The 23,663-nt window shown below is 35.2% G+C and carries 23 protein-coding genes and 2 pseudogenes; 10 read left to right on the forward strand and 15 right to left on the reverse strand.

The genetic code is table 11. From position 1 onward, the window contains the following. The first annotated feature begins 361 nt into the window (after positions 1 to 361). On the forward strand, positions 362 to 529 hold the full coding sequence (locus ACI3K6_RS18605) for a hypothetical protein (protein WP_435555990.1): 168 nt from the start codon (positions 362 to 364) through the stop codon (positions 527 to 529). A 358-nt stretch (positions 530 to 887) separates the two neighbouring features. On the opposite strand, the gene ACI3K6_RS18610 is transcribed toward ACI3K6_RS18605, so the two are convergent. The 6 genes from ACI3K6_RS18610 to ACI3K6_RS18635 form a co-directional block, all read right to left on the reverse strand. After that, positions 888 to 1,022, reverse strand: coding sequence for a hypothetical protein (locus tag ACI3K6_RS18610; protein WP_435555991.1), 135 nt, complete (start codon positions 1,020 to 1,022; stop codon positions 888 to 890). A gap of 208 nt (positions 1,023 to 1,230) precedes the next feature. Beyond that, positions 1,231 to 1,887, reverse strand: a complete 657-nt coding sequence (locus ACI3K6_RS18615) for a hypothetical protein (RefSeq protein ID WP_435555992.1) — start codon at positions 1,885 to 1,887, stop codon at positions 1,231 to 1,233. After that, on the reverse strand, positions 1,856 to 2,323 hold the full coding sequence (locus ACI3K6_RS18620; RefSeq protein ID WP_435555993.1) for a DUF2691 family protein: 468 nt from the start codon (positions 2,321 to 2,323) through the stop codon (positions 1,856 to 1,858). Before ACI3K6_RS18620 ends, ACI3K6_RS18615 begins: the two co-directional genes overlap by 32 nt. A gap of 516 nt (positions 2,324 to 2,839) precedes the next feature. After that, positions 2,840 to 3,385 carry a carbon monoxide dehydrogenase gene (locus ACI3K6_RS18625; RefSeq protein ID WP_435555994.1) on the reverse strand — a complete coding sequence of 182 codons (546 nt, stop codon included), beginning with the start codon at positions 3,383 to 3,385 and terminating at the stop codon, positions 2,840 to 2,842. 834 nt (positions 3,386 to 4,219) lie between these two features. Beyond that, complete coding sequence (locus ACI3K6_RS18630) at positions 4,220 to 4,366, reverse strand: hypothetical protein (protein WP_435555995.1); 147 nt, start codon at positions 4,364 to 4,366, stop codon at positions 4,220 to 4,222. Between the two features lie 432 nt (positions 4,367 to 4,798). After that, on the reverse strand, positions 4,799 to 5,344 hold the full coding sequence (locus ACI3K6_RS18635; RefSeq protein ID WP_435555996.1) for a TetR/AcrR family transcriptional regulator: 546 nt from the start codon (positions 5,342 to 5,344) through the stop codon (positions 4,799 to 4,801). 234 nt (positions 5,345 to 5,578) lie between these two features. Between ACI3K6_RS18635 and ACI3K6_RS18640 the strand changes: the two genes are divergently transcribed. Then, a complete protein-coding gene (locus ACI3K6_RS18640) occupies positions 5,579 to 6,496 on the forward strand; it encodes an alpha/beta hydrolase (RefSeq protein WP_435555997.1) in 918 nt (305 codons plus the stop codon). A 180-nt stretch (positions 6,497 to 6,676) separates the two neighbouring features. Here the strand turns inward: ACI3K6_RS18640 and ACI3K6_RS18645 are convergent, their stop codons facing one another. Continuing rightward, positions 6,677 to 6,889, reverse strand: a complete 213-nt coding sequence (locus ACI3K6_RS18645) for a hypothetical protein (RefSeq protein WP_435555998.1) — start codon at positions 6,887 to 6,889, stop codon at positions 6,677 to 6,679. 283 nt (positions 6,890 to 7,172) lie between these two features. Beyond that, a complete protein-coding gene (locus ACI3K6_RS18650; protein WP_435555999.1) occupies positions 7,173 to 7,511 on the reverse strand; it encodes a hypothetical protein in 339 nt (112 codons plus the stop codon). A 1,690-nt stretch (positions 7,512 to 9,201) separates the two neighbouring features. Between ACI3K6_RS18650 and ACI3K6_RS18655 the strand changes: the two genes are divergently transcribed. From ACI3K6_RS18655 to ACI3K6_RS18675, 5 genes and pseudogenes are all read left to right on the forward strand, one after another. Then, on the forward strand, positions 9,202 to 9,597 hold the full coding sequence (locus ACI3K6_RS18655; RefSeq protein WP_435556000.1) for a MarR family winged helix-turn-helix transcriptional regulator: 396 nt from the start codon (positions 9,202 to 9,204) through the stop codon (positions 9,595 to 9,597). A 69-nt stretch (positions 9,598 to 9,666) separates the two neighbouring features. Next, positions 9,667 to 10,119, forward strand: a pseudogene (locus tag ACI3K6_RS18660) (TIGR02453 family protein). A gap of 344 nt (positions 10,120 to 10,463) precedes the next feature. Then, positions 10,464 to 10,808: a pyridoxamine 5'-phosphate oxidase family protein gene (locus tag ACI3K6_RS18665; protein WP_435556001.1), complete on the forward strand. Its 345-nt coding sequence runs from the start codon at positions 10,464 to 10,466 to the stop codon at positions 10,806 to 10,808. A 31-nt stretch (positions 10,809 to 10,839) separates the two neighbouring features. Further along, positions 10,840 to 11,865, forward strand: coding sequence for a hypothetical protein (locus ACI3K6_RS18670; protein ID WP_435556002.1), 1,026 nt, complete (start codon positions 10,840 to 10,842; stop codon positions 11,863 to 11,865). Positions 11,866 to 11,992: 127 nt separating this feature from the next. Next, a pseudogene (locus ACI3K6_RS18675) lies at positions 11,993 to 12,184 on the forward strand (IS3 family transposase); the annotation flags it as partial. A 781-nt stretch (positions 12,185 to 12,965) separates the two neighbouring features. Here the strand turns inward: ACI3K6_RS18675 and ACI3K6_RS18680 are convergent. Continuing rightward, entirely contained in the window at positions 12,966 to 14,924 is a 1,959-nt protein-coding gene (locus ACI3K6_RS18680) for a YhgE/Pip family protein (protein ID WP_435556003.1), read from the reverse strand. A gap of 136 nt (positions 14,925 to 15,060) precedes the next feature. Next, on the reverse strand, positions 15,061 to 15,303 hold the full coding sequence (locus tag ACI3K6_RS18685; RefSeq protein WP_335479155.1) for a hypothetical protein: 243 nt from the start codon (positions 15,301 to 15,303) through the stop codon (positions 15,061 to 15,063). Positions 15,304 to 15,551: 248 nt separating this feature from the next. Between ACI3K6_RS18685 and ACI3K6_RS18690 the strand changes: the two genes are divergently transcribed. Together ACI3K6_RS18690 and ACI3K6_RS18695 are read left to right on the forward strand one after the other, a co-directional pair. Continuing rightward, complete coding sequence (locus tag ACI3K6_RS18690) at positions 15,552 to 16,178, forward strand: hypothetical protein (RefSeq protein ID WP_435556004.1); 627 nt, start codon at positions 15,552 to 15,554, stop codon at positions 16,176 to 16,178. 247 nt (positions 16,179 to 16,425) lie between these two features. After that, positions 16,426 to 17,292 carry an SPFH domain-containing protein gene (locus ACI3K6_RS18695; RefSeq protein WP_435556005.1) on the forward strand — a complete coding sequence of 289 codons (867 nt, stop codon included), beginning with the start codon at positions 16,426 to 16,428 and terminating at the stop codon, positions 17,290 to 17,292. 206 nt (positions 17,293 to 17,498) lie between these two features. Here the strand turns inward: ACI3K6_RS18695 and ACI3K6_RS18700 are convergent, their stop codons facing one another. From ACI3K6_RS18700 to ACI3K6_RS18710, 3 genes are all read right to left on the reverse strand, one after another. Further along, the gene (locus ACI3K6_RS18700; protein WP_435556006.1) at positions 17,499 to 18,941 is read right to left on the reverse strand and encodes an MDR family MFS transporter; all 1,443 of its coding nucleotides are present in this window, start codon (positions 18,939 to 18,941) and stop codon (positions 17,499 to 17,501) included. A 190-nt stretch (positions 18,942 to 19,131) separates the two neighbouring features. Further along, positions 19,132 to 20,433 carry an ammonium transporter gene (locus ACI3K6_RS18705; RefSeq protein ID WP_435556007.1) on the reverse strand — a complete coding sequence of 434 codons (1,302 nt, stop codon included), beginning with the start codon at positions 20,431 to 20,433 and terminating at the stop codon, positions 19,132 to 19,134. 14 nt (positions 20,434 to 20,447) lie between these two features. Next, a complete protein-coding gene (locus ACI3K6_RS18710; RefSeq protein WP_335479167.1) occupies positions 20,448 to 20,798 on the reverse strand; it encodes a P-II family nitrogen regulator in 351 nt (116 codons plus the stop codon). A gap of 254 nt (positions 20,799 to 21,052) precedes the next feature. Here ACI3K6_RS18710 and ACI3K6_RS18715 point away from each other — a divergent pair, with 254 nt between their 5' ends. Further along, a complete protein-coding gene (locus tag ACI3K6_RS18715) occupies positions 21,053 to 22,789 on the forward strand; it encodes a DUF4153 domain-containing protein (protein ID WP_435556008.1) in 1,737 nt (578 codons plus the stop codon). 180 nt (positions 22,790 to 22,969) lie between these two features. Here ACI3K6_RS18715 and ACI3K6_RS18720 read toward each other — a convergent pair whose 3' ends face one another. Together ACI3K6_RS18720 and ACI3K6_RS18725 are read right to left on the reverse strand one after the other, a co-directional pair. Next, on the reverse strand, positions 22,970 to 23,287 hold the full coding sequence (locus ACI3K6_RS18720; RefSeq protein WP_435556009.1) for a peptidase M20: 318 nt from the start codon (positions 23,285 to 23,287) through the stop codon (positions 22,970 to 22,972). A 5-nt stretch (positions 23,288 to 23,292) separates the two neighbouring features. Then, positions 23,293 to 23,544: a hypothetical protein gene (locus tag ACI3K6_RS18725; protein WP_435556010.1), complete on the reverse strand. Its 252-nt coding sequence runs from the start codon at positions 23,542 to 23,544 to the stop codon at positions 23,293 to 23,295. Positions 23,545 to 23,663: the final 119 nt, after the last annotated feature.

Here is a 23,663-nt window from a genome sequence, read left to right on the forward strand (position 1 = left end):
TCCAAGATATAGCTTAGAAACTATATCTAACTAAATAACACAAAACCTTCCAAAATTAGTCTAACGGAAGGTTATTTGGCATGCATATTTTTAATATAGCATGAGATATTTTAAATTTTTATTGAAAAATATTGACAAACTATTAGCTGGTTTAGTCGAACAAGAAGTACACAATATCCTCGTATTACGACATTGTTGTTCTTCATCTTACAGGTTCAATTTCGAATATCGTACTCCCATTCTCATTGCATAATTTTCTCCATCTGTTTAACATCTTTATGTCATTTTTTGTGACAAAATTTACTTTGTAATTTTCAACCTGAGCTATATAATTAAGGTACTAAATGAGAGGAGAATAAAAATGAAACAAGTTGCTCTCCATCAATGGCATAAAGAACATAATAAACGAAAAGCAGAATATCATAAGAACCACGAAATGAAAATAAAACGTGGTGAAAATGGAAAGGGTTTATTAGCAAAATGGGAAAGATTTTTTTATAACAATGTCATTTCTCCTCTTAAAAAATAAAATACTTATTAATTGAACTGTCTTCATAGTACAGTTCATTTATTTTCGCAATTTGAGTCCAAAATACGCATTAAACGTTTTTTTTCTCCAACTAAACTGCTCCGTTAGCCATCCATGAAGCGCAAAATCAGCGCTTCACCACAGAGAATGAAAATGGTAAGGAAGTGTCAATACTGATACTGATTTTGATCCAGTCAACCATTTCATAGACTTATTAATTAACGCTCTCCTCTTTTTTTTTAAACGATTGAGCAGGGTCTTCTTAAGTATTGTCATTTTACTAATCTTGAGGAAACTTATTTTCATGGTAGTTGAAGAAGAAAATAATATCTTTATTTTATAAATAAAAAAGAGAGCCTTAGCTCTCCAACAATCGGTTAACTTTCTGAATCTCCCCTTCAAATAACCTCATGTCCAACTCGTAATCATCATGACCATAAAATGAATCCAACATATCTTTTTCTTGATGTAATGTTATCAAATACTGCTCCAATGAAAAATCCACCACTTTGGATTGTATTCTCAAACACAACTTTAAATCTGCTCATTTATTTCACCTCGACAGATAGTATTTCCAAAACAATAAATGAAATTCGTATTTTATTACCAAATATAAAAGGACCATTTAGGTCCTTTTGGCTTCTTCAAGTAAAGCCCCCATTACTTTAAGTATATTTTTTCACATTCTTAAGATAATGGAATTACAATTTCCGAGCTGTATAACACACAAGGACTACAGGTTCTTCTGTTGTTCCAGGTTTAAAATAAGACTCTCCCCACGAAACTTCGCCTATAATTAAATCCTTATTTTTAGGTAATATGCGAGGGAAACTAAGATTAGGGAATCTTGAAGTATCCAATTTAAACTCCATAAATAAATTCATTAAATTATTTGAGTCTAAATCTTTTTTTGAAATGATTAGAAATGAATAAAAAAATATCTCTGCATCCTCAAGGTTTTTAAAATGTTTATAATAAATATGGTTGTAATTTGGAAGATTCACCCATTTACTTTTCTGTTGATCTCTTTCAAATAGTATCTTTTGAATATTAGATAAACTAGCTACATAATTCCTGCAATCTTTTATACAATATATTTTGTCATTATTCTCTAAAAGCCAATGTATAAATTTTGGAACTACAATCTCATTTTTTCGTGAAACTTCAATAATATATCTATTTACTTTTGCTACTTCTATTTTTATTTGTGGTTGCTCAGAATCAACAAAATTACCTATTTCATCAAACCAAGTAAACTCCTCAACTGCTGCTGATTCGTGCTTTTCTAAAAACATCAATTTGGGCCCCCTTTCAAAAATATTCTCTTCATCTAACATACTGACAACCTTTTCTTCCATCGTTTTCCTCAGTGGTATATTCAACTTCTTCAAACACACATATTTTTGCGTGTTGAGTCATCCGTTCCAAATTATTCTTGTCCTTACAATAAATTTCACAATAATCGCAATCGGAGAGTAAAAGCACAAGTTGGCAGTCACTAATTATGAACTCCTCATACGTATTTATATCTGTTACTATCTTCCCTTTTGGGAAGGCTTTTAAATCAGCAAAAATTACTAAATATCCTTCTTTGCTAATTAACTCTTTAAGTGTTGTACCATCTATTTCTTTTACATCTGTTGGAAAAGGTTTTTTCCCTAACTCAGACTCATTCATAACATAAGATTCACCGTAACCAATACGCCAATTATACTCAGTAATATCAATGGGCTTTAGAATTTCCTCTAATACTCTTTCAGAACTATTTGGAACTTTGAAACTGAAACCCCTCATTTTAATTCTCCTTAATTTAATTATACGTTCAACCAAAGTTACTTCTTTCACTAACACACTGTTTTTTGCACAATAAAGATTTCAACAAAAAAGGTGGTTAATCCTTCTGGATTAACACACCTGTAAGTTACACAATTAATTATACTTGAAACTAGCTTTCTTATTAATTTAAGGAGTTATATTACCAATCTTTTAAACATCATAACAAAATGCTTTTAGTTGAGATTCGATTATATCTAATACATCCTAATAGGCAAAATTCAGCCCTATTTTAAATTCCTTATTACCATTATATTTCTGCTATAGAAATATTACTTAATCACTTATAAATTCTTTAAGTTAAGTTCAGCACTCATTAATGCACCCCATTTGTATTTCTTGTTTTACTATCCTGCCCGTTTGTTTAAGTGGAATTCTTCACAAACTCACAAATCGTTAGGTTAATAAGAAAATGGCATTACCTCATTGCTGAAGTAATGCCGCAGTCAACCGAATGGTCTTTACTTGAATTCGTTATTAAATTGAGTTAGCAATATCAACTAATATTTCAGGTGTAACTTTGTTTGATACCTTTTTGTCAATTCCGAGCATATATTGCCAATTATCCTTTTCAAAAACAAGGAAATTCATAAGTGGAGCATCAGCCATATAAATGGCTTTTTGACCATTTTCAAGTGTATATACTTTTTGATTGCCTTTATCCTTAAAAGTTATTTTATTTTTTAAGGGTCGAATATCAACTTTATAATTATTTTCTCGTGACTTTTCATTCACAAAATGGATTGATAGAAAATCATTTGTGTCATAGTCCTTATCTTCATAAAATCTACCGAATTGATGGGTGAAAGGAATAGAAGGCTTGATTTTTGGCAATTTTACATCTTGTTCAAAGTGATTTTCAAATTCCTTAACGGCTTCTTCAGCAGATTTATATCCAACTTGAGTGAACATTTCCTCAATGGAAGGAGGAGTATCATTTGGACTTGCAAAGGCTATCTCATTAGTTGGTACAAAATAAGCAATACAGAATATTAAACAAATAAATTTAATTCTTTTATTCAATGTTCCACGCACCCTCTTTATCCTTTTAATAAGTATTCTTCTCCATTTATGAAAGATTATTTATCGTGACTTATGTAACTAACCTGCCTCTTTAGCACCATAAGAAAGAGCATTACCGTTGTTCCAGTAATGCCCCCGTTACTTTTAGTGTGAAGCAAACCCCTTCTTATTGAAGAGTCACACCACCTTTCAGTTCAAATAATTCTGTATTGTATTTAGCCCCACCACATCGCACAAACAAACACCGACCATCCTGATACACAAAAACCTATTAGTCCAAAACCAAATATGTATATAAGAGCAAATTTTTTTACCCTTATCTTCAAATAAGCAAATAAAGGGATGACTATGTATATTAGCACACTAATAATTGTAAATATGGTTAAGTAGTGTAATGCTCGATTTGTATTAGCTAATTCATCCATAATATGCTAAAGACTGTCCGTATACGCCTAATACAGTTGCAATTATCATTAACACCCATATAAAAAAATGCACCATTTCAATACAACTCCCCCAGATCTAACACATATACATTTAGTGTAATTTTACACCAATTATAACAAATACCCCTGTCATTGGAAATGTTTTTTATTAAACTAACCTGCACCGTTTGTTTAATAAGGAAAAAGCATCCCTCGTTCAAGGAATGCTACCCGTTAATGGAACAAGCCCTTTTTTATAAAACAATAATTATTCCAAGAACTATAAAGGCAACACCAGTTAATAGCACGAAAATTTTATATACACTTGGTGGAAATTTACTTAATAATTTAAATAATAAATCCCATTCTATAAATCCACTTATACCAATGTCTTTGTAATCCTTACTTTTCATTCTAAATAAAGAAGAAAAGAGTATAAATCCCCCCCTACAATAAGCATTGCCCCAATGAATAATGCCATTATATACCACCTAACTTTTTCGCATTTATATTTATCTCTATTTCTGTTTTGAATAGAAAATTCTTCTTGTTCCACAATCCTGCCCCGTTAGTTTAAGTCCTTCACAACTTAGGATTTAACTCTTCTAACAAACATCCTTTCAACAAGTATACTGACTACAACAGCTACAATATAGGGCAATAATGAACCTGTTGAATAGTCTTTATACCTATGATGAAACACTAATATAGGTATGTTAAATTTCATTCCAATCAAATATAAAAAGCTTATTGTAATAATAAATGATACGAAAACTAAGGAAAATTTGTTAATTCTGTTTATCAAGATTATAGCCCCCACAAAATGGATGATTTTATTCCACTGGTTAATATTCTAGGGTTGATAGAGGTAATCCTTCTTAAATTAACCTGCCATGTTAGTGCAACAAGAAAAAGGGATCGCCGCAGCCATCCCATTCTTTAACTCTTGCACCCTGTTAGCTTAAGTACATCTATTCACATACTTCGCTTACAAATTTCTTTCTAATAAAATCCCAATTTGCTTAGGTAGTGATTCACGATTTTCTTTTATAGCGTTTAAAATATATGCTTCCACTACGCCGACAATGGCAACTCCGAAAAACTGTAGCAATAGTTCTTTATTTAATCCTTTATTCTTCCCCTCATATACATGAACTTCATCATGTAATTCATCAATGACATATTGCAAGAAACGACTTCTAAATGTTGGCGCTCCCTTACTCGCCAACATAGTGGAAAAAAACAACTCATGCTTATCAAAATATTCAAACCAGATAATGGTTCCATCTATAAAGCTTTCCTCTGCTTTTTCATCACAAATACGCTCAAGCTCCTCTAAATGTTCATCGATTAACTTCTCAAGTAAATCAAATTTATCTAAGTAATGTGCATAGACTGTTCTTCTTCCGACGTTAGCTCGATCTGCAATTTCTTGAATAGTGATTTGGTCAAAATTCCTTTCAGCCATCAACTCAATAAACGCTGTTTTGATTGCCTCCTGTGATTTCAATACTCTTCTATCAACTGTTTCCATCTATATCATCCTACCTTTACTAAACTTTTTTTCATTTTTTAAATGTCGTCTATTTCGATTTAATCACATGTAGAAATATAGCCCATAAAGATATTGCACAATTTTCAGCAGTTTGTTCATTATCACTCAAATGATGCATAATTGGTCATTGAATGTAAATTGCCCCCGCGTATAATAAGGTACGTAAGGTAAATATAGCACACTTGTGCGAAATAATTAATAGGAGGATTCAAAATGCAAGTAACCAAAACAGATGTACAGTTTAATGGCAAAGGTCTTCAGTTAGCAGGACATCTTTATTTACCAGAGGGATTTATAGGAAATAAAAAGTATCCTGCAATAGTTTGTGTTCATCCGGGTAGTAGCTGTAAAGATCAAACCGCGGGAATCTATGCCAGAAAACTTGCTGAACAAGGATATATAACCATTGCATTTGATGCGTCATATCAAGGTGAAAGTGAAGGTGAACCTCGATATATTGAAGATCCGTCTGCAAGGGTTGAAGATATTCGTTGTGCGGTGGATTACCTGAGTTCACTGGATTATGTAGATGAAAATCGTATCGGTGTATTAGGCGTTTGTGCTGGAGGGGGTTATGCAGTAAATGCCGCAATGACAGAACGTCGAATCAAGGCAGTAGGTACAGTCGTTGGCGCTAATATCGGTCGTTTATATCGTGAAGGTGATGCAATCAAGGCACTAGAGGGAATTGGTAAACAACGTACTGCTGAAGCTCGTGGGGCTGAACCAATGATTACGAATTGGATTCCTAATAGCCAAGAGGAAAGAGAAAAAGCTGGTATTACTGATATAGATATTACGGAAGCTGTTGATTATTATACTACTCCAAGAGGTCAAAGTCTTAATTCTCCAAATAAGTTAAAATTCACTAGTATAGGATCAGTAATGGCTTTTGATGCTTTCCATTTAGTAGAAGAACTTCTTACTCAACCTTTACAAATAATTATTGGTAACGTACAAGGTGGATTCGGTTCATATAATGATGGACAAGAACTTTATTCTAGAGCAGCTTCCGTTAAAAAGAATTTGTTTGTTGTTGATGGTGCAAGTCACTATGATTTATATGACAAACCGGAACCTGTTAATAAGGCTGTTGAAAAACTGGTAGGATTCTATAAAGAAAACCTTTAGGTGGAAAGGTGAGATGGCAGCAACAGCTGCCATCTTTTTTTGTCGTAGAGAAAAATGATTACATATAAGATTTTTATCATAGAACCTTCTTCCACTAAACTGCTCTTTACTTCAATAATTTCAACAAAAAGAAGCGTTAATCCTTCACGGATCAACGCTCCCTTTAGTTTAGTAAGGCACCTATAATAATAGAAATCCCACTATAATAAAAATGAAACCAAAAAAAATACGAAGCCCTTCGCTTGTAATCGGTTCAGATAGGACATCTAATATTACTACTAATATCCCCTTTGTTATTTCTCCTCTTGAATTTGCTTCTTTTTTAAAGGATTTAAAAACGGAAAAAATCAATAGAATTCCAACAATGGAACAAAGAATTGAAATCAAGTTCAAATTCACACCACCTTATATCTGTCTGTTAAATTACGTATTTAAAGTAAATTATCTCTATTTCATACTATACTTTTTTCAACTAAACTGCCTGTTCAACAAGAAATGACCGCCGCAGCGATCAAATTATCCTGAACAAAAGCTACCCGTTAATTGAAGAAAAAATTGTCTTTTAGTTGCTTTTTAGCTTCTTCTACAATTTGAGGTATTAATACTTTCTTGGTTATATTATGAATGTTATCACCATAACGAAAGTCATCTATCTTCTCGCTAATTTCATATCATATTAATAATTCTTCGTTAATGAAATGCTCTCTAACAACTTCATATATCCTATAAGCATTATCAATACCGTTTTTTCATCAGCTACAATTTTCAATAATAAATCTCTAATATAATATTTTGCACACTCCTCTTGTGAAGGTTCCATTAATTTCAGTTCATTCATAGCCCTTTTAAAATAATCTTCAACTTCAAAAATATTAAGGGATTCCCTTAGTGAAGAAAGGGTATATAAAGACTGAGTGGAAAAGCCATTTATCAACATTTGATTAGCCCAATTAACATAGTCAATTGGTTTTACATCACCTTCAAATATTTTGTAATATAAAATTTTAGTATCCACCGTTGCTCCTCCCGTACCTAATCTATTTTTAATTCGATGGGTATATTGGAGAATCCTTCCTGCACTAAACTGCCCCGTTAGCCATCCATGAAGCGCAAAATCAGCGCTTCACCACAGAGAATGAAAATGGTAAGGAAGTGTCAATACTGATACTGATTTTGATCCAGTCAACCATTTCATAGACTTATTAATTAACGCTCTCCTCTTTTTTTTTTAAACGATTGAGCAGGGTCTTCTTAAGTATTGTCATTTTACTAATCTTGAGGAAACTTATTTTCATGGTAGTTGAAGTGAAAAATCTCACACTCTCAATAAAATATTAATATGAATCTCCAATTACATTGAAACTTTCCACTATAATCAAGTCTTAATAAAATGCTAATAGTGGTATCAATTCAAATGCCAAGCGCTATAAGTAATGTCCCGTGATATAGCTCCAATAACATCTTACAAAACCAAATTGAACTGGTTCCAACCAATTCCCTCTATTGTTATGTATAACATAACAAGTGGTCCATATTAACATATTAAAGGTATGAAATCTCAATGAATCCCATTCTTTAAATAAACTACAAACAAAGATGGTCACAAAATTGGATACCAACCCCAGCATATACCATCGCTCGAATTAAATTTGAGGGAAATAACTTTGGTGGTGACCCTTCCTTAAAATGAATATATTTTGTATTTGGAAATATTTCTGCACAAGTTTCCTCACCCTTTAATTTCTGCTATAAATTCACTCAGAAGTTCGCAAAATAAGCGTTAATTCCTGAAATAAGCGTTAATCCTTCTTGGATCAACGCCCTAGTAGTCTAAGTGAAATTTTCACAATATCACTGTAACTAATTAATGTTGTTAAATCACAAACAATAAAACTGTCATCATTTACTTCAACACATACAATAGGATTTTTACAAGGTATTAAGGATTTTTGTGTCATTATTTTTGACACAAGAGTCCTTAATTTTTCGCTAAAAATGTTATAATTTAGGTATTTTCGATTTAGTCCTTTTGTGTCACTCGACAGTCTTTTAGTAATTACTACGCAATATTTCAATTTCTTTGTTTATCCATTTTGTGTTGGTTTGGAATAAAGTTTGATTAAAAAAAGCTCGTAAGCCCTCATTTATTAGTAACAAAAAAGAAAATCATTTTGAAAAAAGATTGATCAAAATGGTTTCTTTTCGTATTGTAGATATATTATTTTTTATAAAAAAAGTTTGATCATTTTGTTCATCGTTCTTATAAAAATACTCCATTTGTTGGAGAGTAAGATAATGATTGTGATTAGAGACTTTAGTATTGAAAGTTATATCAACTTGACTGGATTTTTGAAACAGAATTACCTGCCTACAAAGCTAGATATTATATCTCTTCCATGTTAATAAATGGTATCCACTTTTCATAAAAATCCCCCTAATTTTTCGATTTACCTTAGCGGACATGATACTCTAATCTTAAATCAATTATTAGCGGACATTTTGAATCCAACAAAAATTAGAACTTATCATAAACGGCTTTCATCGGAAGCAACTGCAGTTATCAATAGCTTGACAATTAGTACTATATTCAACTATTGTGAATGTAATATTTTTACTTTTCAATATATTTTCGTCTCAATGGTATAAGAAAGGAGTCTCTTATAATGCTACGCTAAGGAGGTTTTTTAATTTCAAAAATACATCAATTGTCAGGACGTATTTTTTCTAGGAAGCTCAAGGAGGATAACATTTATGAAATCAACCCTGCTCAAGGAAGAATCCTCTTCTCCCTTTGGCAAAAGGACAACATATCTATTCAGGAACTGGCTAAAAACACCGCCTTGGGCAAATCGACTCTTACCCGAATGCTAGATAAGCTCGAAGAAACGGGTTTTCTTCTCCGTGTATCTCCAAACGATGACAGACGTAAAATACTCATTCAACTCACTGAGGAAAACAAGAAAATGAAGGCTGCTTATGAACAAGTATATATTAATATGGCTAAACTATTTTACAAAGGATTTCATGAAATCGAAATTGACGAGTTCGAGGGGTATCTCGAACGAATTTTAAATAATCTCAAAAAACATGAAATCCAGTAAAGGAGCTTTATACATGCCAATCAGCAGCTTTAATAGCTTTTCACAAAAAACTATTGAATTTTGTCCGATTTGAAATCGAATAACACCAAAGATTGGTTTGAAAATAACAAGCACACTTACACAGAATACCTACTAAAACCGGCACAATCTCTCGTTTCAGAATTGAGCGACTTCATGCTCTCTATTGATCCATGCTTTGAAACTTCACCTGCGATTGGTAAAACCATTTCACGAATATACCGCGATACTAGATTTTCAAAGGACAAGTCTCCATTCCGCACCAATATATAGATTTCATTCAAAAGGCCCAAAAAAGATTGGGCAGATGCTCCCTCCTTTTTCTTTGAGCTAACGCCTTTTTCTTACCGATATGGGATGGGTTTTTACTCCGCTACGAAGGATACTATAGATAAATTTAGAGAAATGATCGACAGTAACCCAAATGAATTTAAAAATGCTGTTTCGTTTTATCCTAAACAACGGAAATTTATCATTGAAGGGGATCTATACAAAATCGATTAGATCCAAATAAATCAAACGAAATTTTAGACTGGTATCAACGGAAAAATTTATATCTCGTCTGTAATTGCCACATAGATAACCGACTCTTTAATAATGAACTTGTCAGGGATTTAACCGAAGGGTTTGGCCCGCTAAAAGATTTTTATCATTATCTTTATTAGATAGAAATCATATAAAAATTCCTTTAGGAGGCCTGACTATGAATACCGGAAGTGTTATTGAGGCAGGGATAGAATCTGCAAAACAATTGTTGAAGAACGGTATCAATCCCATAGAAAAAAAGGAAAGTACAAAGGAGTCCTTATAATTATTGCAATGTTCAGAAATCGCTATGGTAGGTTCTAATGACGAGTGGATATCCCAATATAAAAGCAATGTTCAAGATTGAATCGAACGGATTAAAGACCATTTGGTTCAGCACAAATACATCTTCCAAAAGAGTGTCTCAATTTACTAAAAATCCGAAAGCATCTGTTTATTTTTATGATGCAAAGCATTTTGCAGGCCTTTTGCTTGTCGGTGAAATTGAGATTCTGCTGGACTTGAAGTACAAAAAACGATTTTGGAGAGAGGAACGGGAAGTATATTATCCTCTTGGAATTACTGATCCTGATTATTGCATTCTAAGGTTTACAACCAACTGGGGAAATTATTATCGGGGTCTTCAAAACATCACCTTTGAAATCTAATTTTATGAAAGTTCAATATAGGAGTGAAAGAATGACGAAATTATTGTTTAACCTGTGGAATGATTTGGATAAATTTGATTTGGGAGATTCTAACGTTCGTCAAGGGGTATATCTTGGGCAAAAGGCAGCATATCTTGAAAAGACCGGATCTGCTATCTTTCTTCGTGACAAAATAACTTTTAATTGCTTTCGTCTTCAAGCGGAAGTAGCCATTCCCGAACAAGTGGGTTTTATAGGGCTTGTTTTCGGGGCCAAGGATTCACATAATTATGAACTGGTTTATTTGGCGCCAGAAGAAATTCAATACGATCCGATTATGAATGATTCTATGACGTGGCAAATTTATAATGGCCCTTTATATCAAAAGTCTTTGCCGAATACTACTGGTAAATGGGTGAAATTTTCCATAGAAGTTCAACAGAATGGCGTAGCCGTCTATATGGGCGAAAAAACTTCTCCTCAACTTGTAATTCCTAACCTTCAACATGGAGGATTTGTTGGTAAAGTAGGGTTTTGGGGATATTTGCCCAGCTACATTCGCAATCTCTCTGTGGAGGAAATACAACCGACACCAATCATTAAAAGAGAAAAGAATTTGAAGCAACTGATAACCGAAACTTTTGTAACAGAATGGATGGTCTCAACACCTTATTTAAAAGATGAACAGCCTGTCGCCGAAAATAATTGGACGAAAACATTTGTTGAAGAAAATGGAACACTTAACATAAACAGAATCCATGCGGTTGAACAAGGTATTTCTGTCCAAACCAAAAGCACTTTTATTATTCCTGAGGAGAAAGAGACTCTCTTAACTTTCGGTTTCAGCGATCATCTTCGTCTATGGGTTAATGAAGAAGAGGTTTACCAAGGAGATTGGAGATGGAATCCTCCGGGCAGTGATGGACGAATTCGATGTAATTTTGCCAGTGTTCCAGTTCGCTGGCGAGCCGGTTTGAACACAATTCGTGCAGAAATAACACATAACGAGTTCTTTGGTTGGGGACTGAGTATAAAAACAGGATTGTCCGATATGTCATTCATCACAGATGAAGATTGAATAAAAAATAAAGAATGACTGAGTGTAGATGGAGTGGAGTAATAAGGTACTCCTTTTATGTTATAAGGTAAATAATTACACTATCTGATATTCCTATCTACAGATCAAAGAAAGCCGATTTTCCTTCGCTGAAGCAGAAGCAACATTCAAAATCATTAAAACAGAGTTTGTAAAAAAACGCCATTTTAATAGTTTAGAAGAGTTACACAGGGAGTTTACGGACTATGTGCATTGGTTCAACCATTTACGCATCCATAGTACTTTATATTATTTAAGCCCCAAGGAATACAAACTAACGCACCTTAAGAAAACTGTCTAGTTTAGTTTGACAATCCAAACATTTAGTTATTCATCATGTTTTACCTTACATAACTTTATGAAGGTACTCACCTTCGATATTTTCTAAGTGTGCCTGAAAGGGAAAAATTAGTATAATAATTTACTCCAACATTAATGGTCTATTTCCGATTAGTCCTCTAATTTCCTTTGTGTATTCAGCAACATTTTCCAACTCCTGTTTTTATTAAGATTGTTAGTTATTCTTTTAATTTATTCGAATTTCCTGTTTCAATTTAACCCTCTTATTTAGTAAAAGAGCGACTGCTCCTATAGAACAATCGCACCCGTTTAAATAATTGGATATTGAATCATTGACGACCAATCAACTGAAAGGATACTTAGCAAAATCCAGTGAACACCTAAAGCCATCAAGTTGGGGTCATCGAATTCGATTTATAAATCATTATTTCGTTCGCCGCACGAGGAAGGCATTGATTGAATTTATGTTTTCAACAGGTTGTTGAATAGGAGAAATTGTTACTCTGGATAAAAATTATTAATTGGTCTAATCCTTCAGCCATTGTTCTTGGAAAGGGTGATAAAGAAAGGGAGGTCTACTTTAATATACGTTGTGAAATCTGGCTGATACCCTGATAAATCAATAAAAAACGCACTGTGAATCCAGTGCGTATTCCTATGTGTTTTATAATGTTTGCACCTCTAAAGTAAACTCGTTACTACAAAGGTGCGTCCGTTTTTTCCTTATTCTCCAACTTTGGCCATTTGTTACCTTGTTAGATATTAATATTTATTCAATAGTATTATTTCTCTATTTGATGCTTCAACAACTTCACCTGAACAAACGCATAAATCCAGGTCACAATCGCAAAGGCTGCAAAGAACATTAAAAGGTGCTGGATGCTATTTGTGAACGTAGAAGGTTCATGAGAGGAAATGGCTGCACGCAATCCTTCTATTGAATAGGTCATTGGCAAATATGGATGTAATGCTCGGAAAAAACCCGGTGATGTTTCAATCGGGAAGGTTCCTCCTGTTGAAGTAATTTGACTGATTAGGACAATAATCGCCAAGAATCTTCCGACATCCCCCAATGGTTTTACTAGCATTTGAATCAGGGCAATGTAGGTTACACTTGTAAGTACTGTTATTAAAATAAACTGATCCGGGTTTTTAACATGGAGTCCCAATATTTTAACTAATAAAAAATCAACTATCAATCCTTGTATGGTGACAACTATAACAAGCGTAGCAAGTTTACTAATAAACAGACCAAATCCTGTTTTTGGGATTTCCGGAATATCTCGCAAATCAAGGACAATTGTTAACATTATACAGCCGACAAATAAACTTAAAGCGATCATATATGGAGCTAGCCCGGTCCCATAATTGGCTACTTTATGGAATGACTGATTCACTAATTTGACCGGATCCGCAAACATAGAATATGTTTTATCTGATGTGTTTGCCGGGTTCGCATCTTCTGCAGCATTCGATAATTTAGTCGTGAGCTCTTGGCTACCATTTTTTAAGTCGTTCGCACCGTCATTTAGCTTACTCACATTGGTGACAATCCCGCCCCAGGCACTAGAAAGGGATTGGGTTCCTGATGCCAATTTATTGGTCCCAGCCAGTAACTGCCCGGAACTTGTATTTAGTTGATTTTGGCCTGCCTTCAGTTGACTAATTCCCGAAGTAACTGACTTTTGACCTGTCCATAATGCCTCAACACCTTGATTTACTTGTGCTGCCCCTACTTCCAAGGCACCCGCAGACTTATTTATTTCAGTCAGACCTGAGGTCACGGCCTTACTGGTACCTAATATTGTTTGAAATTCAACATCCGTTTGTAGTTCTGGATGCTTTGATAAGTATTGTTGTAATTGACTGGTAACGGATGAGGAACCGCCTGTCGCCTTTTCAATACCTGCTTTCATGGCAGTTGTCCCACTTGCCAGATTATTGGTCCCTGGTGAAAGAGTCCCTAAACCATCCTCAACTTTTTTTGCGCCGGTTTCTAGTGAATTAAATCCGGCTAATGTTTGAGCAATTCCATTTGAAAAACTTCTCATACCATTGTTTAACTCACTGGCACCAGTTGACATAGAATGAATATCCGTTGATTTGTCAGATAACCCAGTTAACAATTGTGAAGTTCCGTTATGTACCTGGTTAGCCCCGTCCGTAACTTTTTGTGATCCTTCCGCTGCATCACGGAGTCCTTTTGGCATACCAGCCACTTTATCAAAAATCACTTCAGCATATTTTTCAGAAATAGAATTAGACACCTGATTTTTGATTTTTTCCGCCCCATTTCGCCCAATCATTGATGCGACAAAGTTATAGGACTCATCTATTGCATAAGTAAAATTAATTTTTTGCGGATTGGAATCTGATAAGGTACCTGCATTTTTTGAGGCATCCTCAGGAATAGTAAGCACCATGTAGTAGTGATGCTTCTTTAATCCAAGTTGCGCTGTGTTTTCATCTACAAACTTCCAATCAAACTCTTTATTTTCCCGCAGTTTTTTTACTAAATCATCTCCGACTTTCAGTGTTTGATTATCCATTGTCGCCGGTTTGTCATTGTTCACCACAGCAACAGGCATACGCTCCAGATGACCATACGGATCCCAAAATGACCATAGAAACATCCCACTGTATAGGATTGGAATAAAAAATAAAGCAATAATCGAAATAAGTGTCATCTTATTTTTGAAAATCCTAGCCCATTCTTTGATAAATAATGAAAAAACAGACATGTGCTTACACCTCTGATGTGTTTATGGTATTAGTTCTTATATAGACTTTGTTAAATAAACGGTTTCCATTCTATTTAAAAAAGGAACCTCTTAATAGAGATCCCCAGACAAATAAAAAAAGGCTGCATCTGCAACCTTATGCGTATCTAATACCCGCTGATTTAATATTGTTGAAATCACCTGAACTGCAAGGTGTCACTGCATATGTCATTTCACATTTCGGACAATTCATAATGACGGTTTCAAGAGTAAACGTTTCACCACATTCACAAGTAATGCTATGTGGAACAAGTGGAGCAAAATGTTCCTTCCCTTTTGCTTTTACATGATCCACGATGGCTTTTCCATCTTGCTTATTCGTTGAACAACCACAACTCATTTCATTACCTCCAAATAAACTAGTCAATTTAGAATAGCACATAAGAGAGTGAAGCGATGTGGCGATTTTCCAACAGATTTTCAGTTGGAAGAACTGTAATTATTTACATATATGGAAAAATAATATCAAGTTGATGAGCAAAAGCTTGGTCACTTTACCAAGTTTTTTCAGTTAATAATAAGATTTTCTTCAGAAAATATTAAGATTCCTCCGTTATGATGTATATATCAAATTCGTAGGAGGAACTTATGAAAAAGATTAATAAAGGGGTAATTCCTGTTGTTTTAGTTGCACTAGTAAGCATTGTATTGATTGGATTGTTTTACTATTACGATTTCGCTCATTTACAACCTACTCCTGGAAAAATAGCCGGTAAAAAACCGGAGCGGCCACAAGGGGCAGAATTGTTCACCTTATTCGGAAACGGAGCCATTTTGGCCGGTGCGTTGAGCTTCTCTTGGTACCTCTTGAAAAAGAAACTCAAGTCACCATTTAAAATAGTGAAAATAGTTGCTAAAAAGGCCTTCAGTTTTCATACCTATATTGGCTGGGCTGCATTGGCGTTGGTAGCGGTTCATGGTGGGTACTTTTTAATAACTGATTTCAAAAATACCAATAATTTAACTGGTGCTGCTGCTTTTTTACTATTGCTGAGCTTAGCCATTTATGGATATGTGCTGCAGCGTAAAAAGAAAAAATCCATACGGTCTGCTCACTTCATCTTGAGCATCTTATGGATTGGGGCACTCTTAGTTCATGGTGGCGGTTTTGTCATCGCATTTGGAGTTGGATTAGCGGGGTTGTTTATTTTAGTAACAATATTTGAAAAAAAGCTAAAAAAACCTAATAAGATGAAGAAACCTATAGTTTCTTAGTAAAAAAGGCAATCCTCTCAATTAGATGGGATTGCCTTTTGAGTTACTATAGTTTTTTTACCTTACATGTATTGGATGAAGGTCATTCTTTATGGTGTGTTTTTTCTTTCGTACCTCTCCACGAATACAATATTTGGAAAATTATTGATAAAATTTTGAATTTTACTAATAGTTATTATCCTTTTTATCTTAAGGTGATATCATGATGGACAAATATGGAATTATATTTTTATGAGGAGCGATTGATATGGAGGAAAAAAATATTGCCAAATTCAATGGGTTCATTGGGGTTATTTTATTTTTGCTATTTGCAGCCATTACGATTTATTGTTTTCAACAATTCATTTTAACAGAAAGATTTAGTCTATTGATTATTTCCATTCTGCTCTTGCTTGTTTCATTGTTGATTTTCTCAGGGTTTACGGTAGTGCAACCAAATCAGGCCAAAGTATTTACCCTCTTTGGAAGCTATCTTGGCGTCATTAAACACGAGGGATTTTGGTTAACCATTCCTTTAACCATTAGAAAAACAGTTTCTCTAAGAGTGCTCAATTTTAATAGCGATAAGCTAAAAGTAAATGATCTCGAAGGAAATCCGATTGAAATTGCTGCAGTTGTGGTTTATAAGGTTTCTGATTCGGCTAAAGCTGTCTTTGGCGTTGAAAAATATCGGGAATTTGTACATACCCAAAGTGAAACGGGTCTACGTCATATTGCCAGTCAATATCCTTATGATAATTTTAATAACGATTATGAAATTTCCTTAAGGCAACATTCAGATGAGGTAGCAGTTGAATTGACCAAAGATTTACAAAAACGCCTTACCTTTGCGGGGGTAGAAATTATCGAGGCACGAATTATGCATTTGGCATATTCTAGTGAAATTGCTCATGCCATGCTGCAAAGACAACAAGCAAAAGCAGTTTTGGCAGCTCGTAAAGTCATTGTTGAAGGAGCTGTCTCCATGGTCAAATCAGCAATCGACCAATTGGATGAAGAAGGTGTTGTAAAATTAGATGAAGAAAAGAAAGCACAAATGGTAAACAATTTGATGGTAGCATTAGTTTCTGAAAAAGGCAGTCAGCCGGTGATCAATACGGGAAGTATTTATTAAGGTCGTGGGATAAGTGAGAGAGAAAAAGCGATACTTTGCTTCGTATTGACCAACAAATCGATAATTCATTAGAGAAATGGGCAATTGATGAGTTTCGAAGTGTAAACGCCTAAATTGAAATGATCTTCAAAAGCAAGGAGATTAAAACCAGGTGAGTAATAAATTTTCAAAAGAAATGCAGCATGACGAGAACATGCTGCATTTCTTTATGGTTGCATTTTTACTCTTACCTTCTTCTGTTGTTTCTCTAATCCTTCACCTTTAGGCTGTCTGTCATTTTTCATAAAAAAGGACAAGATAAGAGCGATTAGCGAAAGACCCGATACAACCATGAAAGCAACGTTTGCTCCGTACATATCAGGATGGTCAATTGTTGGATTACCTTGTGCTGTTTCGGATGTCGTGGTCATTACCGTAACTAAAATCGCTGTTCCTACTGAGGCAGCAATCATTTTCATAGTATTATCCATCGCAGCACCATGAGGCAACAATCGTTTAGGCAACTGGTTCAACGCTGAGGTTGCAACAGGCATCATTGTCATCGAAAGCCCCAACATTCTTATTCCATAAAGGATTGTAATATACGTCATGCTTGTTGATGGTCCTAATTTTGTAAACGCGAAGGACGCAGCCGTCATAATCGTTAAACCAATGGTTACGAGCCATCTAGCGCCAATTTTGTCAAATACCCGCCCTACGATTGGAGACATAAATCCACTAATTAACGCTCCTGGTAATAGAGCAAGCCCTGCTTCAAATGCTGAAAAGTCTCGCATGTTTTGCATGAAAAGTGGAATAATGGTTTCTGCTCCAATTAACCCCATAAAGCCGATCATTCCAATGATGATCGCAAAAGGAAAAATCGAAAACTTAAACACTCGAAATTCCAGCATAGGATGTTCCAAACGCAATTGCCGAGAAATAAACAAAATTAATGATATGCCGCCGATTCCGAGAGAAAGCAATGTCATCCTGTCCGTCCAGCCAAAATTTCCGGCACAGGTAAACCCGTATAACAGCCCGCCAAAACCGATCGAGGAAAAAATAATGGAAACGACGTCCACCTTCGGCTTGGAAACCTCCGTTACATTTTTCAAAGCGAAGTATGCCACCGCAATATCAATAAGTGCTATGGGCAGAATGATAAAGAATAAGACTCTCCATGAAAAATGTGAAGTTACCCATCCCGACAATGCCGGTCCGATCGCAGGTGCAAAGGAAATCACCAAACCAACAAGTCCCATTGCTGAACCACGTTTTTCTACAGGAAAGATCATTAAAAATACAGTTTGCATTAAGGGAAGCATAATGCCAGCACCACAGGATTGGATGATTCTCGCTCCTAATAGCAATTCAAAATTGGGTGCTAATGCTCCAGCTAATGTTCCGAAAGCAAAAATACTCATTGCTGAGATAAATAATTGCCTAGTAGTAAACCTCTCTAATAAAAAGGCACTAACTGGAATCATGATTCCATTGACCAGCATAAACACTGTTGTTAACCACTGTGCACTATTAGCGGTAATGTGCATTTCATCCATAATGGGTGGAATAGCGGTAATCATGAGAGTTTGGTTTAAAATGGCAATGAATGTTCCAGCAAGCAAAAGTGCGATAATGGTGGACTGCCTGCTTGTAGATACGCCCATTTGTTCGTCCCCCATTCTTATTTCATTTTACCTTGTAAAAAAGGTACTGTTTCAGATTACAAGATTTCATGAAAAACTTCCAATGAATTGTTTGTAAAATTTTTGAAAGCATTTTTTATTTTCCCTCAATTTCAAAAAATTAACAAAACCCATCCTTATAAGAATGGGTCCATGTTGATGTTACTTTTTCTCACACAATTTCCTTGCCACTTGCAGGAGCAATCGAGATGCCAGTCGTTTCTTCGAAATTATACAAACTCGATGGCAAATCAGTGAATCGTTCTAATTCATTATAGGCTGGAATACCATGATAGGACATATCTAATCCCTCTTCTTCCTCGCGTTCCTCTGCTCTTAAACCTACAGTCCATTCGCAAACCTTAGCCATCAAAGCTCCGCCTAGAAGTCCCCATAAGACTACAACTAAAGCCCCTAACAGCTGAATGATAATCAGTGAAAAACGACCTGTAGTCAACAACCCTTGAGAATGATCGAACAATCCGACAGCAATGGTCCCAAATACCCCATTGAATCCATGTACCGCGACCGCACCTACAGGATCATCCACTTTTAGGTTATCTACTAATAAAGTTGCAAAAATAACAATAATTCCACTAATAAGTCCAATTAAAATAGCGCTCCATTGTGAAACGTAGGCACATCCCGCAGTAATAGCCACAAGACCAGATAACACACCATTAATTGTCATGCTCGGATCCGCTTTTCCATATTTCTTTATGGTCAGAAACAAGGCTGTTGTTCCCCCGCTTGCCCCTGCAAGCATCGTATTAAGAGCAATGGAAGCGAGAGAATTATTAGACGCATCCAATGTGCTTCCGGTATTAAAAGCAAACCATCCAAACCAAAGAATAAAGGTCCCTGCCGAGGCTAAAGGGATATTACTTGGCGCAAAAACATTTGTGCTGCCGTCTGAATTAAACCGGCCTTTTCTTGGCCCTAATATTTTTGCCATCGAAAAAGCGGCAAGCCCCCCAACAGCATGTATCGCAGCTGAACCAGCAAAGTCCTTCATGCCCAGTTTAGCCAGCCATCCATTACTGTTCCAAATCCAATGACCGGATAAAGGATATATAACGATACAAATCAAAACGGCGGTCACGATATAAGCATTAAAGTTCATCCGCTCCGCAACTGCACCGGAAACAATGGAAATACAAGCCACGGCAAAGCCAATTTGAAATAGGACAAAAGCTGCGCTTGGTAAGGGTATTGAAAGATGAATATTCTCGGGATTTCCGAATAAATTAATTCCCACTAGACCAAAAGCGTCCTTTCCATACATAATACCGAATCCAATGATCCAAAACGCTAAAGTACCGACTGTTAAATCCACGAAAATCTTCATTGTTACATTGACGGCATTTTTGGTGCGGACAAACCCAGCCTCCAATAAACTAAATCCACCTTCCATAAACAGGACCATTGCTGCAGCAATAACAACCCAAACGGCATTTACATGTAGTAACGACATTGATCCTCACCCCTTTATTTCACTAAATCATCGATGTCATAATCGGCTGTGCCAGTTTTTATATTATAGGCTTCAAGAATAGGAAAAACATAAATCTTTCCGTCCCCATCCTCACCTGTTTGCGCAGCATCCATTATAGTTTTAATCGTGAGCTCTACCATATAATCCGATAGCACAATCTCCATCTTCACTTTTGGATGGAGGGTGATTTTATAGTTTTTGCCTCGATAGACCCCTTTCGTATCCTTTTGCTTCCCTCTGCCAACTACTTGAGAAACTGTAAATCCAGTAATGCCAATATGCTTTAAACCCCTTATTGTATCTGTTAATTTTTCAGGTCTGATGATTGCTTCAATTTTTTTCAATTTCTCCACCACCTATCACATGTTAGGTTTCCTAACATCATATGTTGAATAATATAACATACCATATAAGTGTGTCAATGTAATTTTAGAAAATTAAAAAAGAAAAGTACTTATGAGATTTTTCATAAGTACTTCTTTGCTAAATTGGAAAATACTGCATGGTAACATGAACGAACCTGACATACATCTTTATTTATTCATGATATAATTAATATAGAAGAAATTGGTAACGTTAATAAAAGGAGGGTTGAAAAATGAAATGGATGAGAAAGTTCCAGGTTCGCCTCAAGGGTTTAACTGATGCAGTTACTCGATTTCCTTTAACCACTCTATTTCTAGTATGTGCAGCCATTTTAAATGCATACCTGATAATCTCCAAAAATGAAAATATGAAATGGTTAATGACTTTTATTATTGGTGCTTTTTTAAGTGCTGTTTCACAAGTCGTCTTTGAACGCTTTTTTTCAAAATCTTCTTCACGATTAACCCTGATGGGGCTTGTTACCTTATTAACGGCAGGATATTACCTTATTATTATGAATGCTCCAGATTCGGGAATGGATGTAGAAATCAGAACGGCGGTTGCATTATTTTCTCTTCTTATTGCTTTCATTTGGGTTCCTGTCATAAAAAGTAACATAAGTTTTAACAATAGTTTTATGATTACCTTCAAGGCATTTTTTCTGTCCCTGTTTTTCTCAGCTGTTCTTTTCGGAGGAATTAGCATCATTTTGGGCGCAATCGACCAGCTAATTTTTCGTATAGACCCAGAATTTTACGGTCAAATGGCAAATGTGGTGTTTATCTTATTCGCACCAATGTTCTTTCTTTCATTGATTCCGGCTATTAATCATGCCGAAGAAGAAGACATTAATCAATCAGCCCATTGTCCAAAGTTTCTGGAAGTTTTGTTGTCTTACATTGTGATTCCTTTAATAGCCGTGTTTACTATGATTCTAATTGTTTACATGATTAAAAACATAGGTGGAAAGTTTTGGACTGATAATCTCCTTGAACCTATGCTGGTCACTTATGCCATCACTGTAATTTTGGTTTACATTCTAGTGAGTGAACTTGCGAATAAATTCGCAGCATATTTTAGAACAATTTTTCCAAAAATTCTTATTCCCATTGTTCTGTTCCAGATTACATCTTCGGTAATCAGCCTTTCTGATACCGGAATCACTCATACCCGTTATTATGTCCTTCTATTTGGACTATTCGCTGCGATTACTGGATTTATTTTCAGCCTACTACCTGTTCGAAAAAATGGGGTTGTGGCCCTCCTGTTGATTATTTTCGCAGCTATTTCAATTGTACCTCCAGTCGATGCATTCACTATTAGCAGAACAAGTCAAACATCTACGCTTAAAGAAGTACTTTTAAAAAATAAGATGCTGGAAGATCATAAAATTAAGCCAAATTCCCATATTTCGGATAAGGATAAATTGAGGATTACCAATGCTGTTCAATACTTGTACATGATGGGCTATACTAAAAATATCGATTGGTTGCCAAAAGATTTCAATGCTTACAATGATTTTTATGAGACTTTTGGATTCAAGGAATATCAAAAACCTGCTGATTATGTACAGTCTATTTATCTTTCTATGAAACAACCAACACCAATTGATATTACCGGCCATGATATTTTTGTGCAGACAGATATAAATAGTGCTGAAAACCCTAGTAATGCAATCATTTGTCACATTAAAAAATCGGGAAAAACATATACCCTATTAAAAGATCAGCACGCATTAAAATTAACAGGAGCAGATGATTCTGAACTAATTAGCTTTAAAACCACTCAGATCTTTGATAAGTTTGATCAGTATCAAACTTCAAATGGTGAACTTACTCCTGATGAGGCTACCTTCACAACTGAAAACAGCCGTGCCAAATTGACTATAGTTGTCCAAAACATCAATATAGAAAAACAATATAAGCAGTATAATGATGCGTTTTTGTTTGTTTTTGTGGAGATTAAATAATTAAAAAATTCCCGATTGGTGAAGACAAAGGCGTAATTACACGGATGCCTGATAGGAAATTTCATTCTTTCCTATCTGCTAAAAAAATGGCTCAGTTCCCCTGAACTGAGCCATATCTTTTTTCATATTATTGGTATCGTTAACGAATGTCTACTCATCTTCTATCATTAAACTAAGATTTTACATTTTTAATAATTTTTGAATGGTTTTTGGCAGCATATCATATAGTGTTTCAAATGCATGATTGATATCCAGTCGCTCCGTCCATTGATGGGCATCTTTTCCTAACGGCCCGAGGTTTAATACAGACAGATTAAGCTCCGAAATCTCTACTAGTGGCAGACTATATTCTTTCCCCCACAACGACATACTGGCAGTATGTGGACTATATAATACAACAGGCATCTGCATACCAACAAAGCTTAAATCAGACATCCCTGGAAAATAGTGTTGAATCGCCAAGTTAATTCCGTGCGCTTCATTTGCATAAGTAACCATTTGATCTAAAACCTGTTTAATTCCTGGATGATTACTGAAGATATCACTGGAACAAACGGTGGAGCAAAAAAGAGAACAATGAACGGGGAGAGTTCTTTACACAAAAGTCCAAGCTCATCAACAATTTTAACCGTTAATTCGTGATCTTCTATCACACCTTTATTTCCCTTAACCTTTGGTGGTATTTCATTAATTTTCTCATACCCATATTTTTCAATTGTATAGTTCTGTAATTCATTGAAGGAGAGTGTGTTCACTTTTATGGCTCTATCCTTACTTCCCGCCAGTTTGGCATAGGCACTTGACTTTTTGGCTATCCCTCTTCAACACGACGCCGCAATCTTTTCGGTAAATTGTCGCAATTCCTGAACTACCT

This window comes from Neobacillus solisequens (genome assembly GCF_051233465.1).
Taxonomy (GTDB): domain Bacteria; phylum Bacillota; class Bacilli; order Bacillales; family Cytobacillaceae; genus Neobacillus.